Raw genomic sequence first — 14,184 nt, 5'->3', positions numbered from 1 at the left:
GGCGCGGTCCCCGTCAGCCGTTCGAGCGCATGCCGTTTGCGGCGTCGACCGGATCGTGTCCGGGATCGGACACCGCTTCGCCTGCGTTCGCCCCGGGGTCGGCCAGCCATGCCGTGGTCAGTGCGCCCACCAGCAAGAAGGCCGACACAGCAATCAACGGTGCGGTGAAGCCGCCCGAGAACTGCTTGAGCGCACCGATCATCGAGGGTCCGACAAACCCACCGAGATTGCCGACCGAGACGATCAGCGCGAGGCCACCGGCGGCGGCGCGTCCTGTGAGGAAGCCAGACGGAATGGCCCAGTAAGTCGCCTGGAACGCGAGAATGCCGCTCACGGTAAAGCTCAGCGCAATCAGCTTGAGCACCGGCGCGTCGACGAACGTGCTGATGCAAAGCGCCACCGCCGCGACGCCCAGGGCGCCAGCGACATACGGAATGCGGTGCTTCGCACGATTCGCGACGCGCGCCCACACGATCATGACGACCGCACCGATGGCGTACGGAATCGCGGTCAGCCAGCCCACCACCGAGTGCGCAACGCCAAACTGCTTGATGATCTGCGGCATCCAGAGGCCGACACCCAGCGACCCCACGATGCCGCAGAAGTTGATGAACGCCAGCACGTAGACTCGCCAGTTCGTCATGGCGTCACGCAGGCTGCTGCCATGCTTGGTCCCGATGTCGCGCTGCTCGTGCGCGATGCGCCGCTCCAGGAGCGTTCGCTCGGCCTGCGTCAGCCACTTCGCTTTCGCCGGCCGGTCGGCCAGCACGAAGAGGCAAACCACACCGAGGACCACCGCTGGCAGGCCTTCCATGAGCAGCAGCCATTGCCAACTGCGCAGACCGTGCAGGCCGCCCAGTTGCAGCAACGCCCCCGAAATTGGCGAGCCGATCATGTTCGCGACGGGAATGCCGACGAGGAACGCGGCGGTGACCTTCGCGCGCCATTTCCCCGGGAACCAGTGCGTGAAATAGAGATAAATGCCGGGCGTGAAGCCCGCTTCGGCGAGGCCGAGAAGAAAGCGCGCGGCCGCGAAGCTCTTGGGGCCGACGACGAAGGCCGTGGCCATCGAGAACAAGCCCCAGGTAATCATGATGCGCGCGATCCACACGCGCGCGCCGACCTTCTGCATGATGAGATTGCTGGGGATTTCGAAGAGGAAATACCCGATGAAGAACAACCCTGCGCCAAGGCCAAACTGTTCTGCGGTCAGCCCCAGATCCTTGTTCATCGTTAACGCGGCGAAGCCGACGTTGGTTCTGTCGAGGTAGCTCACGACATAGCAGAGAAAGATGAAAGGCAGAATCCGCCAGAACGCCTTGGCAAGCGTTCGCTCGCTCGCGGCATACTCGTCGCTCGCGAAGTGCTGACTGTGCGGCGTGTCGCACCCGGTGGCGGCGGGCGCGGCGGTGATGGTTTGCGAAAGGGTCATGCTTGCTCCTCCACCGCACTACTTATGGTGCGATATCGATATAGGGGGCACCGGGCAGACCACCCGGTGATCAAACGTCAGGACTTCGTCTTCGCCTGTTTGGGCAACGGCCCGGGAATCGTCATCTCGGCTTTCAGCACGGTGCCCGTGACCGACTCCGTCATGAACAGCGTTTGCATGTCGGGGCCACCGAAGCACAGATTCGTGAGCGACGCCCCTTCCGGGCTGATGAGTATGACCTCCGGCTCGGCGCGGTGGTTGAGCCCCCATGCGCGACCGAGGCCCGGATTCGCAATAAAGAGCCGCCCGTTGACGTCGACCGTCAGGCCATCAGGCCCACTGGGGCCGTAAGAGGTGAAGAACTGGCCGACCTTGCTGACCGAGCCGTCGGACTGCAATGGCACACGCCAGACGCAGTTGCCCCGCGTCATGGCGACAAAGAGGACCTTTTCGTCCGGCGAGAGCACCAGCCCGTTGGGGCTCGGGCACTGGCTCAGCAGCGTGTCCAGCTTGCCGTCTGGCGAGAGGCGATAGACGCGGCCCGTGGGGTCGTGCAGGCCGGTCTGTCCCTGATCGGTGAAGTACAGGTTGCCGCGCGAATCGAAGGTGAGATCATTCACACCGCGAAAGCGCTCGGTATTGCGACGCTCGAGGTACGGACGAACCTCACCGCGCGCGATATCGAGCAGCATCAGGCCGTTGCGATAGTCGGTGATGAGCAGATGCGCGTCGTCGAAACGCTTCATCCCATTCGGTTCACCGTCGTACTGCACGACGAGATCCCATTCGCCCGAGGACGAAATACGGAAAATGCGCCCGTGCGGAATGTCGGTCACGAACAGGTAGCCGGCCGGATCCCAGACGGGTCCTTCCAGGAACGAGTCGGTGGCCATGCCGCCGCGATTCGCCAGCGCCCAGTCGGTCTGGACATCGGGCTTGCGGAACCGCACCGGCATGCGCGTGAAGACTTCCGCTTCGCGCACTTCGGGTGTTGTGAGAAAGAACATGCTCTGCCCTCCGGATTCGAACGCTAGGCGGCGTCGCGCGCCTGTGCGTTGACGACGGCAAGCACGTTGGCGGCAGCGCCCTTCCCCATGTTCACGTAGGCCGCGTCGCTCACGCCGCCGATGTGCGGGGACAAGATGACGTTGGGAATGCCCTGGAACAGATGGGGCATGGTCATCGGCTCGACATCGAAACTATCGAGACCCGCCGCACGCAGTTGCCCGCTGGCGAGTGCCTGCGCGAGCGCCGCTTCGTCGATGAGGCCACCGCGCGCCGTGTTGACGAGAATGGCACCCGGCTTGAAGCAGCTGAGCGTTTCGCGGTTGAGCATCTGGCGGTTCTCAGCGGTGAGCGGACAGTGCAGCGACACGACGTCCGACGCCGCATACAGCGCCTCGAGCGACACGAGCTTGACGCCTTGCGGTGCCTCTTTCGCATACGGGTCGAACGCCACGACCGTCATCCCGAATGACAAGCCCACGGCGGCGACCCTGCGCCCAATGGCCCCCAAGCCCACGAGACCGAGCGTGCGGCCCTCCAGTTCGACCGACTTGTGCGTGGCCTTGTCCCAATGGCCAGCTCGCAGGCGAGCGTCCAGATGGGGGACCGCCTTGGCGCAAGCGAGGATGAGCGCCCAGGCATGCTCGGCGACGGCGGCGGCGTTCGCCCCGACGGCGGCCAGCACGGCGATACCCCGCTCCTTTGCCGCCGCTTGGTCGATGACGTCTATGCCGCTGCCGTGCTTGGAGATCACGCGCAGATTCGCTGCCGCGTCCATGATCCGGGCGTTGATCTTCCCGTAGCGCACGATGATGGCAACGGGCTTGTGGTGTTCACACAGGGCGACGATGTCGTCTTCCGTGGGCTGCTTGCCCGCGAAGATCAGCTCGAAGGCATCGAGCATGGCGATGGCTTCGGGGGCGAGGTCAGCGGCGGTGACCAGCAGAACCGGCTTTTGCGTTACGGCAGTCATTACAGCGTCTCACCTTCGGCCAGCATGCCGGCGGCCCGCAATTCCTTCTCGACCCACGCCGGACGCAACTGCTCGCCGCGCAGAATGCCGTCGATGCGCGCCGTTTCTGCTTCGAGCTTCTTTTGCGCCAGATCGATGATGCGCGCCACGTCCTGCCGTGCAATGACGACGACGCCATCGGCATCGCCGACCACGAGGTCACCAGGATTCACCGCGGTGCCGCCCAGCGAGATGGGCGAGTTCACCAGGCCGGCCACGCTCTTGGTCGGGCCGCACGGATTCAGGCCTGCCGAGAAAATCGGGTAGTCGCCGTTGGCAAGTTCGTGCGCGTCGCGCACGGCAGCGTCGATGATGATGCCCGCGATGCCGGTCGCCTTTGCCTGAGTGGCCATGATTTCTCCCAGCAGCGCGCAGCTCACGTCGCCCTTGCCGTCGACCACGATGACGTCGCCCGGCTGGGCGATCGCCAACGCGGCATGGATAGCCAGATTATCGCCCTGGCGGACTTCGACAGTAATGGCCGGACCCGCGACTTTCATCTTGGGGGACAGCGGTTTCACCCGCCCGTGCACCGTGCCGCGACGGCCAGCGACGTCGGCAAGAATGGCGGCCTGATACTTGGCTGCCGCCTCGACAAGTTCGGGCGAGACGCGCTCGATGTTTCGTTGGATGGAAGTGCCTGCGGGAGTCGTGCTCATAATTTGACCTCAAATGATGCGCTGTACGATGTACAGAGCTAATGTACAGAGTGAAATAACTATAAGACAGGCGACGCATGACCGGCACTAGCGTTTACCCCTTTACTGGGTAAATTGTCGCTGTACCATGTACAATGACATCTATTTGACAGGGGAACGGGATGGGGAACGACGGGGTCGCCGCAGTCGAGAAAGCGCTATCGCTGCTCGACTGTTTCAAGCCGGGTGCGGAATCGCATTCTCTCGGTACGCTTTCGCAGGCGACCGGGATGCACAAGACGACCGTGTACCGACTGATGAACTCGCTTGAACGAATGGGCTATGTGGTGCGCTCGTCATCGGGCAACTATGCGCTCGGCCATCGACTGCTATATCTGGGCAAGCTGTTCGAGCAATCGTTTCACCTGTCGACGGTGGTCGAGCCGGTGTTGTTTGATCTGGCTGCGCTGGCGAAGGAAAGCGCATCGTACTACGTGCACGAGAATGGCAACCGGCTTTGCCTGTTCCGGGTTGAGCCGTCCGAGGGGCTGCGCGAGACGCGCCTTCCGGGCACGTCGCTGCCGCTGGACGACACGGCCATCGGCCAGGTCATTCGGTTCTGGGGGTTGAACGAGCCGCTGTACGAGCAACCGCCGACGATCCCCATCTTCACGTCGGGTGCGCGCGACGTGCATACCGCGGCGTTTGCGACGCCGGTGTTCGGTACCGATGACAAGTTCATGGCGGCACTCACGCTCTCCGGTCCGGCCTCGAGACTGAATGCTGCGCATGAATCCGGCGAGCTGGTGGTCCCGCAATTGCGCGCCGCGGCCGATTTGTCGCGGAAGCTCGGGGCGAGTGCCGCGTTTTGCGAGCGGTTCTACGGCGTATGAGCGCGGTGGGACGTGGGATCCTTGTTGACGCCGGCAGCGCAATCAAATGCGCGTGTGTGGTGCCGGTGGATGCCCGCCCCCCCCTTTCTGGCGCACGACTTACGCAAAACAATGTATTGCCCAATAGCGAGAGCGGATAACGATATGCTTTGACATTCCCGATCCGCCCCTGTATTGTGGGCCTCGAAATATTCAAGAAGCTCGATTGCTGATCACCATTTTCCGCCTTGTCTGCGCGGTACTCGTTGTCCTCTCCTCTTCCTTGAAGTTTTTGTCGCTCCGCGGTGGAGCTGTATTTTTTTATTTCAAGGATTCAATATGGATACCGGTACTGTTAAGTGGTTCAACGATAGCAAGGGCTTTGGCTTCATTACTCCTGACGCTGGCGGCGATGATCTCTTCGCTCACTTCTCGGAAGTTCGCGGCGATGGATTCAAGACGCTCGCGGAGAACCAGAAGGTAAGCTACGAGACGAAGCGTGGCCCGAAGGGCATGCAAGCCTCGAATATCACCCCGCTGTAACGTATTTCAAGGGCCGGTCTTCCGGCCCTTTGCTTGTCTGCCTCACGCGCGCGCTTCCTCGCGCAGCGACGCTCCCCCCGATCCGATCGCCACACCTCAACGCGCGCATCGTTTGTCGTTTAGACACAATCCGTCTCCCCCCAACTTTCAAATTGTCTTGCTTGTATGGCGCGAATGCCATGTGTGCGCTCGACAATCGCTAATGCAAAATATCGAACATCACCACCAATACAACGGCTACTCAATTTCCCCATCCGCGCACCAACTATCGGACGGCTGGTTTGCGGCCAACCTCGTGCTCGTCAGAGGCGGCCCCCTGGACGCCGATCCGGTTTCGTACAATTTCTACGCGCTCGACTATTTCGACAACGAAACGCAGGCGCTGGGACACGCCACCACGTGGGCGCGCGACTGGGTCGACAATCGCGGCTAGACCGCATTTCGATTTCGCAGCGGATTGAGTCAAAAAGCAAAAAGCCCTTGACGCCACCGTCGCGGGCTCACTGACTTCGTTTCACCGCCTGGATACCCGAGCACTCAGAAGTCCCAGATGATCGGCCCCCGACGATAGGCGTCCACAAAAACGTGGAGATCCACCGGAAAAGGTTCGCTCAGTCCGGCCGGCGTGTCCGATTCAACAACGGGTGGCGAGTCCCTGGCGACCCTCATCGCGAGCGCGACATTGCGGGTGGAACATGCATGTCTACACAGCAGACGATGGCGTCGACGCCAGCATCGTGCTCGCTCAGATAGACGTGCCCCACGCCACTGTCGAAATAAAGACTATCGCCTGGCGCCAGCCGAAATTCGCTGCCATTTTCAAACTGCAGCAACAAACTGCCTGACAAAACAAACACGAACTCTTCGCCCGCGTGGCGAATATAGTCAGGAAAATCTTCCAGCTTGCGCGCGCGAATGTGTGCACGCATCGGCACCATGCGCTTATTGGCAAGGTCGGAAGCGATCATGCCATAGCGATAGTTGGGGGTCTCGTATATCGTTTGCTTTCCCGCTTCAGTGAACGATGGACTCATCCCTGCGCTGAGTTCGGCGTTGCCATGCCCGAAGATGGCCGAGTAATCCAGGCCGAGTGCACGGGCAAGCGCGCCAAACTTGTCGTAGGTGAGCGCAATGTCGCCGCGCTCCGCCTTTGAGATGGTCGATACAGCGACGCCTGAGCGCTCGCTCAACGTCTTGAGTGTCAGCCCGTTCTCCTTGCGCGCGCTTCGCAGCCGGGCGCCCACCGTTTCATGACTGACCTGGCCGTCGTCGCGCTTCTGCTTGCCTGACGACGCAGGCTTCTTTGGTGTAGATGGCGTCATAGGACTTTCACTGAGCGTGTACGGTTCAGACAATACGAACCGAACACATGAAACCGATTGCGTTGATTTTTTGACATTTTCTCGTATACGAGAACTTAAATTCTCATATATGATAACCGGAACAGTCACGGACGCCTTGCGTCTGCGTTGACCGACGCATTGTCATTCTTCTCCGAGCCCAAAAAATGAACAAAGAAATCACACGTTTGCATACCAATGTCCGCATGAGTCAGGTGGTCATTGCGGGGGGTGTCGTATATCTGGCCGGGCAAGTGCCGATGACGCAATACGCCACGATTCCCGAGCAGACGAACGAAGTCTTGACGCAAATCGATGGGCTACTCGCCGAGGCGGGCATCGACAAAACACGTCTTCTGACGGCGAACATCTGGCTTTCCGATGCTCGTTATTTTGACGAATTCAACCGCGTATGGGACGCCTGGATTCCGCAGGGACATGCACCAACGCGCGCGTGTGTTCAATCGCTGTTGATGAGAGCCGGCTTCGACGTGGAAGTTGCCGTGACGGCGTTGGCCTAGGCCGTGCGACATTTGCCAGGCGACATCCACGATTTGGCGTTCACGACGCCATTGCGAATCGGTCGACCTATTCAAACCGTCCACTGTGGCATTGCGACGCGACCACGCGGCTAGCCACAGCAATGGGATAACGACAGTGTCTCCATCATGAAATTCGATGTTCTCGTACTCGGCGCCGGGATCGTCGGCGTCTCGACGGCTATCCATTTGCAGAGTCGTGGCCTTTCGACCGCGCTCGTCGACCGCAGCACGCCCGGTCGGGAAACGTCATTTGGCAACGCCGGATTGATACAGCGTGAAGGCGTGTATCCGTACGCGTTTCCTCGCGACATCGGAACGCTGCTTCACTATGCGCGGAATCAATCCACGGATGTGCGCTATCACCCGTCGGCGCTGCCGAGCATCGCCCCATTTCTCGCACGATATTGGCATCACTCCGCGCCGCAACGCCATGCCCGCATCGCCCGTCAATACAGCACACTGATCGAGCATTGCTTGACCGAGCACCAGGCACTCATCAAACGTGCAGGTGCGGATGATCTGCTACGCGAAGGCGGGTGGCTAAAGGTCTTCCATCGGCGTGATGCGTTCGACGCAGCGCTTCTCGATGTCGAGCGCTGGCAACGTGAGTACGGCGTACCGTTTGAGCGACTCGATGCAGCGCAACTTCAGAAGGATGAGCCGTCGCTCTCGGCAACGCTCATCGGCGCCATTCGCCATACGGCTTCGAGTTCGATTCGCGATCCCGGCGAATTGGTTGCCCGCTACGCGCAGTACTTCACATCGATAGGTGGGCAGATCATGCGCGGTGATGCGACCACGTTGAAGCCCCATTGGCGCGTACAGACCCTCGAGGGGGAAATCGAAGGTCGGCACGCCGTTGTGGCCATGGGGCCTTGGTCCGACACGATTACGCGTGCGCTGGGTTACCGGCTGCCGCTGGCGGTCAAGCGCGGCTATCACCGGCACTTCCTGCCCGACATCGGTACAAAACTGAATCAACCGGTATTGGATGCCGAGAGCGGCTTTTTGCTGGCACCGATGAACCAGGGAATTCGTCTGACAACGGGCGTCGAACTTGCGTTACGCGATGCACCGCGGACGCCCGTTCAGCTTGCGGCCGTTGAACCTCTGGCGAGACGGCTGTTCCCGCTGGGAAAAGCGGTTGAATCCGAGCCATGGATGGGTTGTCGACCGTGCACGCCCGATATGCTGCCGATCATCGGCCCGGCCCCCCGGCATCGGGATCTTTGGTTCGCCTTCGGTCACGCGCATCACGGTCTGACGCTCGGCCCCGTGACCGGGCGTCTGATTGCCGAGATGCTCACTGGCGCGCCGACGTTGGTCGACCCTTCTCCATTTCGTGCCGATCGCTTCTGACTCGGTATCGCTTCGCCGCCCCACTCGAGATGTGCCGCCAGGCGGCACATCAGTCGAAAAAAAGCCCTTCCAGAAGAAGGGCAAACTTTGCCGGAGTTTTGGCGATTCCCGGCAAAATATTGGGTCAACCTACGCGTGATCGATTGGATTGATCTGTGGCGTCGCGGCGCCACCCGATCAGACGAACGGATTTTCGACGCGAGGCCAGTACTCGAGGCTACGGCGTCGATAGGGGAGTTTTGCGAAATCGGGGGTCAGTGCGCCAGGGGCTGCAACGTGAAGAATCGCTTTTGCCCGGGGGGCAAATTCGGCATGGAAGTGCTGTGTCGACTTCACGATCACAAGTCGCTTCGCGTCCATCGCAACGCCTATGCCGGTGAATGCGTCCACACCAATGACTTGGGTTCGTACGGAAACGAGCACGATGTCCAATCCGTTTGGCCCTTCAACCCAGACCGAACGGCCCAGTGGAATCGACATGCCGCCAAGGCTCTGGGAATGCGTATCATGCACGGCTCGAACGGTGACGCGCAGGTCAATGGGGTCGCCTGAAGCGGCACCGCATTTGCCACCGACGCGAAGATCCAGCGTGGCGCCGACGCCGGCGTCCGCGCAGATTTGAATGGCCCCCAAATCCCACAAGCAACCCAGGGCAACATCCGGAATGCATCGCTCGACGACTCGCCGAAGGATGAAGGTGCTATCGCCAGGGGCGCCACCACCGGGGTTGTCGGCAACATCTGCCAGGACGACCGGACCGAGGCCGACGGCCAAGGCGGCGTCGAGCCCTTGATCCAGGTCATACCATTTGGGCTGGACGTCATGTCGCATTGCCCAGAATTCACTCCCGAGTTGCTTCGCCAACGCACCGGCGCGCGCCGGGTCACCGTCCGCAATCACCCAAAGCTTTGCGCCGGCCTCGGGGACATCGCCCCAGGGGAATCCATGGCCCAGCGACACGGAGAGAATGCCGTCGCGCCCCTCGAACGACTGCATTCGTCGCACAAAGCCGGCCATGGGTTCCGATGTGGTGTGCCAAGCGCCCACCATCCGGCAATCGTGCACGGCGGTTACCGGGGTGACCTCCCCCTCGGCGGCTTGTGTGACAAGTCGATAGACTTCACGCAATCGGTCGACCGCATCGGTATGCGGATACTCTTTATAGGCGATAAGAATGTTGGCCGCGCACTGCATCAGCTCAGTGAAGTGGCAATGCGGATCAAGCGTCGCGGCAATCGGTACCTCGGGGCCGACAACTTCACGAATGCACGCGAGCAGGTCGCCTTCGCAGTCGTCATGATTCTGCGCCACCATGGCACCGTGGAGCATGAGGACGACAGCGTCGAGCGGTAGCGCTGCGCGCACACCGGCGACGATCTCGTCACGCAGCGTTTCATAGACCTCTCGAATGACGGGGCCCGACGGCTGCGCCTCGGCGCTGAGCCCTTCGGCGATTTCGTTTCCGTCCGAACGGGCGAGTCGCCGAAGTTCCGCCATCAGATAGCCCACGCCTTCCGGCGCGCGAATGCTGGCGTCGCCCCGGAAAATCCCATTTTCCTGAAATCCCCCCCACCCGGTGGGGCACGGCGCGAAGGTGTTGGTTTCTGTAGCGAGTTGTGCCGCGAAAATCTTCATGGTGAGTCCAGATGTGTGAAGAAGCGTGTCCTTCACACTGTATTTGGACCTCGTTGCCTGATTGTGAGCAGTGTGTATCCACATTGACACAGAAGCGGGTGCATTGTCTGCGAAGCGCTCGCGGCTATCGCCTTGGCAACACGACGCGTGCAATCAGCCCAACGTCGCTGCCATTGAGCAATGTCAACGTGCCTCCATGTCGCTTGACGACATCGTTTGCAATGGCCAGCCCGAGTCCGGTACCACCGGTTTCCCGATTACGGGATTGTTCGAGTCGAAAGAACGGCTCCAGCACCCGTTCGAGATCTCGTTCCGGGATGCCGGGCCCGCGATCGACGATGTTGATCTGCACTTGCTCATCGCCATCGACCAATTGAATATGCGCTTCGCTTCCATAGCGAATCGCATTGGCGACCAGATTGGTCAGGCAACGTTTCAACGCCAAGGGCTGCGCAAGCATAGGCGCGATCGCCCCGTGAACGGAGACCTTCTGCCCACGCTCCATCGCGTCTTCCGCGATGGCATCCATGAGCGCGTCGATGTCAATTGGACTGAACGCTTCGGTCACGGCCTCATTGCGTAGAAACGAGAGCGTTGCGTCGAGCAACTGCGTCATTTCGTCGATATCGGCAACCAATCGATCGCTGAACTCCGAGGGCTCAAGCGTCCGTAGCCGCAGACGCATTCGCGTAAGCGGCGTGCGCAGATCATGCGAGACGGCGGCAAGGAAGCGATTGCGATCGTTGACCTGGCGCCGTATGGCCGCCTGCATCGAGTTGAAAACACGAGCCGCCTGCCGCGCTTCAATCGGGCCCGCTTCCGGGATCGGTGGCGCGTCCATATTGCGAGACAAGGCTGCGGCCCCCGCGGCCAGCGACTTGAACGGTACCGACAGCATTCGCGCACCGACCCAGGAAGAGAAGAGCAGCGGAACAATCTGCACGGCAGCGGCGATGCTCAACTGCAGTCCGGTCGACATGCCGGGGGGCGCCTTGAACGCCGCTGCGGAGTACACCGTGTACATCAATATCGCGGTGCCAGCCTGTGTCAGCGCCACCATGACGAGCATGACAAACAGTAGCCGATAGAACGCGGAATCGAACGATGGCTTTTGCATGATGGTTGCGGCGGGTGCCGTGAAAGAAAACGCGAACATGGTCGCTATTATCCGGCGCCTATGTAGCCGCTTCGTCAACAGATTGTTTCAGGACGGAAACATCCGGGAGGGATCACCGCTCACCTGGATTGTGCAGCAATGGAAAGCCACGGCCGGTGGGTCTATGTTTCACGCGAGATACAAAGTCCACATGAACCAGAAATATCGCACAAATAACGTTGAAGCCAGAGCTAAGACTCGAATCAGCGTGGACATCCCTCGCTACACGATCCATACCGCGAAGGCGATTGTGACGGCCGACGTGCGAAAATCTCGAAGGAGACGACAGTGGCAATCAGACAGCATCGCAGGCAAACCGCAGTCACTATGCGCCGATTCAGGCTTAGGCCGAGCGGGGGCACCTGGTTGGTGGGTTCCCTGCTGGGGCTTGCGTCAGCCTATGGACATGCGCAAACGGTCGCACTGCCCAGTGCGGCTTCGGCGGTGAGTGCCGAGGCCGAGAGCGCCAAATCATCGGCTGACACTAATGCCGGAACGAACGGCAACGCGCAAACCATGACGCCAGCGTCAGGCAAAGACGGCGCGACACTCAACACTGTGGTGGTGACCGCAACACGTCGCCGTGAACCCGCGCGCGAAGTGCCTATGCAGATCAATGTCATTTCGGCTGACGCATTGCAGAAGAGCGGCGCGAAAACGATGTCTGATTATCTTTCGTCGGAACCTGGGGTGGACCTCAATTCCCAAGGCGGAAGCGGCGCCGGACAGATCAGCATGCGCGGCGTGACGACCGGGGAGCAAACCGGTCCGACCGTGGGTGTCTATGTCGATGACGTCGCCTTCGGTGGGAGCACGGTCTTCTCGCAAGGCGCGACGTTCGCGCTGGACATGAGCCTGCTCGATCTGAATCACATCGAAGTGCTGCGTGGGCCGCAGGGCACGCTATACGGCGCAGGGGCGATGGGCGGATTGCTGAAGTACGTCACCAACGAGCCGGATACGGAGGAATTCTCCGGCCAGGCGAGCGCGGGAATGTCGGCAACCAAGCACGGCGGTATTGGCAATACTGCCAGCGCGGTTCTGAATATTCCCATCAAGAACGATGTGGCTGCCGTGCGCGTTTCGGCTTTCAGCCAACACGACGCAGGTTACGTCGATGCCATCGGACCGCAGGCGGGTAGCCGAATCGACAGAGGCGATACCTACGGCGCGCGCGCGTCGTTGCTCTTGACGCCGACGAGTCAGTTCACCGTGCGTCTGAGCGCGATCACGCAAAACATCAATCGAAACGCCCCCAATTACGTTGCATACGACAAGAGCGGCCAACCCGTCGATGGCGATCTGACAACGCGAATTTATGCGCCGGAACCGTTCCATCAAAACGTCGAACTTTACTCGCTCGGCTTGGAGTACGACTTCGGATGGTCGCGCTTCAACTCGATCACATCGTATCAGTCGGTGAAGACAGACCAGCCTCAGGATCTGTCAGTGGTCTACGTGCCGGCGCTGGCCGCGCAAGGGCTCAATCTGAACTCGGTTGTCGCGATGAACCTGGCGACAACGAACAAGGTGACGCAGGAATTTCGCATGACGTCACCCGCGAACCGCCGTCTTGAATGGCTCGGGGGGCTTTTCTTTACCCGAGAGCGCAGTGAGGCGGATCAGGGCATTGTGGGTGCATTTGCCGACGGGACCACGCCTTCGCTCTCTGCACTGACGGCGCCCAGCACCTATACCGAATACGCCGCATATGGAGATCTGACCTATCACGTGACACAGCGTCTGGCGCTCACGGGCGGTATTCGCATCGCCCACAACCAACAGAGTTACAACCAAAGCACATCGGGCCTTCTGGGCGGACCGCCTCAATCGATTTCCGCACCGTCGTCCGATACCAGCAAGACCTACATGCTGACCGCCAGCTATGGATTGACCGATAACAGCAACGTCTACGTCCGCGCGGCAAGCGGCTATCGACCGGGCGGGCCGAACGCGCTGCTCGTCAGTCCCATCACGGGGCGCCCCGGCAATGGGAGTGCGACGTTTCAGCCCGATACGCTTTGGACCTATGAGGCAGGCTACAAGGCAGATTTGTTCGATAAGCGGCTTTCGTTGTCTGCAACCGCCTATGACATCGAGTGGAAAAACATCCAGCAGCTTGGCGCTCTGGAAGGTGTCAATCAGGTGATCAATGCGGGGGACGCGCGCATCAAAGGGTTCGAGTTGGCAAGTAGCTTCCGTCCCGATCGGCATTGGGATTTTGGCGCGGGGTTTTCCTACATCGACGCCAAGTTGACGCAGGGAAATGCTGCCACCGGGACGCAATCGGGTGATCCCCTGCCGAACTCCGCGAAGTTCTCGGCCACGCTAACTGGGACGTACCACTTTTCGCTCGGCACGTATGCCTCATACGTGGGTATTGCGCAACGATTCGTCGGCCGTCGCCACGCAGGGTTCGGCACCAGCAACGGACGGCCGGATTATCCGCTCCCTGGCTATGCAGTGACCGACCTCCTGGCGGGGATCGACTTCGGCAAGGCGAGTCTGAACTTCTACGTGCGCAATCTGTTTGACCGCCGCGCCCTTCTGGCCGCGGGGACTGCGTTGATGCCGCTTGGCGGGCCGGCACTGGTCAGCGTGGAACGGCCGCGCACGATCGGCGCGGTGCTCACCGTTCCGTTCTGATACG

At 60.8% G+C, this 14,184-nt stretch carries 13 protein-coding genes; 6 read left to right on the top strand and 7 right to left on the bottom strand.

What is annotated here, in order from left to right; translation table 11 throughout:
• Positions 1–13 precede the first annotated feature (13 nt).
• The 4 genes from A985_RS0103000 to A985_RS0102985 all read right to left on the bottom strand — a co-directional run bounded on the left by A985_RS0103000 (position 14) and on the right by A985_RS0102985 (position 4,108).
• Complete coding sequence (locus A985_RS0103000; RefSeq protein ID WP_017231950.1) at positions 14–1,432, bottom strand: MFS transporter; 1,419 nt, start codon at positions 1,430–1,432, stop codon at positions 14–16.
• A gap of 77 nt (positions 1,433–1,509) precedes the next feature.
• A complete protein-coding gene (locus A985_RS0102995; RefSeq protein ID WP_017231949.1) occupies positions 1,510–2,439 on the bottom strand; it encodes an SMP-30/gluconolactonase/LRE family protein in 930 nt (309 codons plus the stop codon).
• 23 nt (positions 2,440–2,462) lie between these two features.
• A complete protein-coding gene (locus A985_RS0102990) occupies positions 2,463–3,410 on the bottom strand; it encodes an NAD(P)-dependent oxidoreductase (protein ID WP_017231948.1) in 948 nt (315 codons plus the stop codon).
• Positions 3,410–4,108: an RraA family protein gene (locus A985_RS0102985; protein ID WP_017231947.1), complete on the bottom strand. Its 699-nt coding sequence runs from the start codon at positions 4,106–4,108 to the stop codon at positions 3,410–3,412. Before A985_RS0102985 ends, A985_RS0102990 begins: the two co-directional genes overlap by 1 nt.
• A gap of 161 nt (positions 4,109–4,269) precedes the next feature.
• On the opposite strand from A985_RS0102985, the gene A985_RS0102980 reads away from it, so the two are divergent.
• From A985_RS0102980 to A985_RS0102970, 3 genes are all read left to right on the top strand, one after another.
• Entirely contained in the window at positions 4,270–4,980 is a 711-nt protein-coding gene (locus tag A985_RS0102980) for an IclR family transcriptional regulator (protein ID WP_017231946.1), read from the top strand.
• A 318-nt stretch (positions 4,981–5,298) separates the two neighbouring features.
• Positions 5,299–5,502, top strand: a complete 204-nt coding sequence (locus tag A985_RS0102975; protein ID WP_017231945.1) for a cold-shock protein — start codon at positions 5,299–5,301, stop codon at positions 5,500–5,502.
• A 202-nt stretch (positions 5,503–5,704) separates the two neighbouring features.
• Entirely contained in the window at positions 5,705–5,935 is a 231-nt protein-coding gene (locus tag A985_RS0102970) for a hypothetical protein (RefSeq protein ID WP_017231944.1), read from the top strand.
• Between the two features lie 232 nt (positions 5,936–6,167).
• Here the strand turns inward: A985_RS0102970 and A985_RS0102965 are convergent, their stop codons facing one another.
• Entirely contained in the window at positions 6,168–6,824 is a 657-nt protein-coding gene (locus A985_RS0102965) for a helix-turn-helix domain-containing protein (protein WP_017231943.1), read from the bottom strand.
• A 185-nt stretch (positions 6,825–7,009) separates the two neighbouring features.
• Here A985_RS0102965 and A985_RS0102960 point away from each other — a divergent pair, with 185 nt between their 5' ends.
• Positions 7,010–7,363: a RidA family protein gene (locus A985_RS0102960; RefSeq protein WP_017231942.1), complete on the top strand. Its 354-nt coding sequence runs from the start codon at positions 7,010–7,012 to the stop codon at positions 7,361–7,363.
• 147 nt (positions 7,364–7,510) lie between these two features.
• Positions 7,511–8,743, top strand: a complete 1,233-nt coding sequence (locus A985_RS0102955; RefSeq protein ID WP_017231941.1) for an FAD-binding oxidoreductase — start codon at positions 7,511–7,513, stop codon at positions 8,741–8,743.
• A gap of 177 nt (positions 8,744–8,920) precedes the next feature.
• On the opposite strand, the gene A985_RS0102950 is transcribed toward A985_RS0102955, so the two are convergent.
• Complete coding sequence (locus A985_RS0102950; protein ID WP_017231940.1) at positions 8,921–10,378, bottom strand: M81 family metallopeptidase; 1,458 nt, start codon at positions 10,376–10,378, stop codon at positions 8,921–8,923.
• A gap of 124 nt (positions 10,379–10,502) precedes the next feature.
• Entirely contained in the window at positions 10,503–11,534 is a 1,032-nt protein-coding gene (locus tag A985_RS0102945; protein WP_017231939.1) for an ATP-binding protein, read from the bottom strand.
• A 516-nt stretch (positions 11,535–12,050) separates the two neighbouring features.
• On the opposite strand from A985_RS0102945, the gene A985_RS0102940 reads away from it, so the two are divergent.
• Positions 12,051–14,180, top strand: coding sequence for a TonB-dependent receptor (locus A985_RS0102940; RefSeq protein WP_017231938.1), 2,130 nt, complete (start codon positions 12,051–12,053; stop codon positions 14,178–14,180).
• The last annotated feature ends 4 nt before the right edge of the window (positions 14,181–14,184 follow it).

This window comes from Pandoraea sp. B-6, from assembly GCF_000282835.1.
GTDB classification, from domain to species: Bacteria; Pseudomonadota; Gammaproteobacteria; order Burkholderiales; family Burkholderiaceae; genus Pandoraea; species Pandoraea cepalis.
Note: the sequence above shows the minus strand (reverse complement) of the source record. Positions and strands in the feature narration are given on the sequence as shown.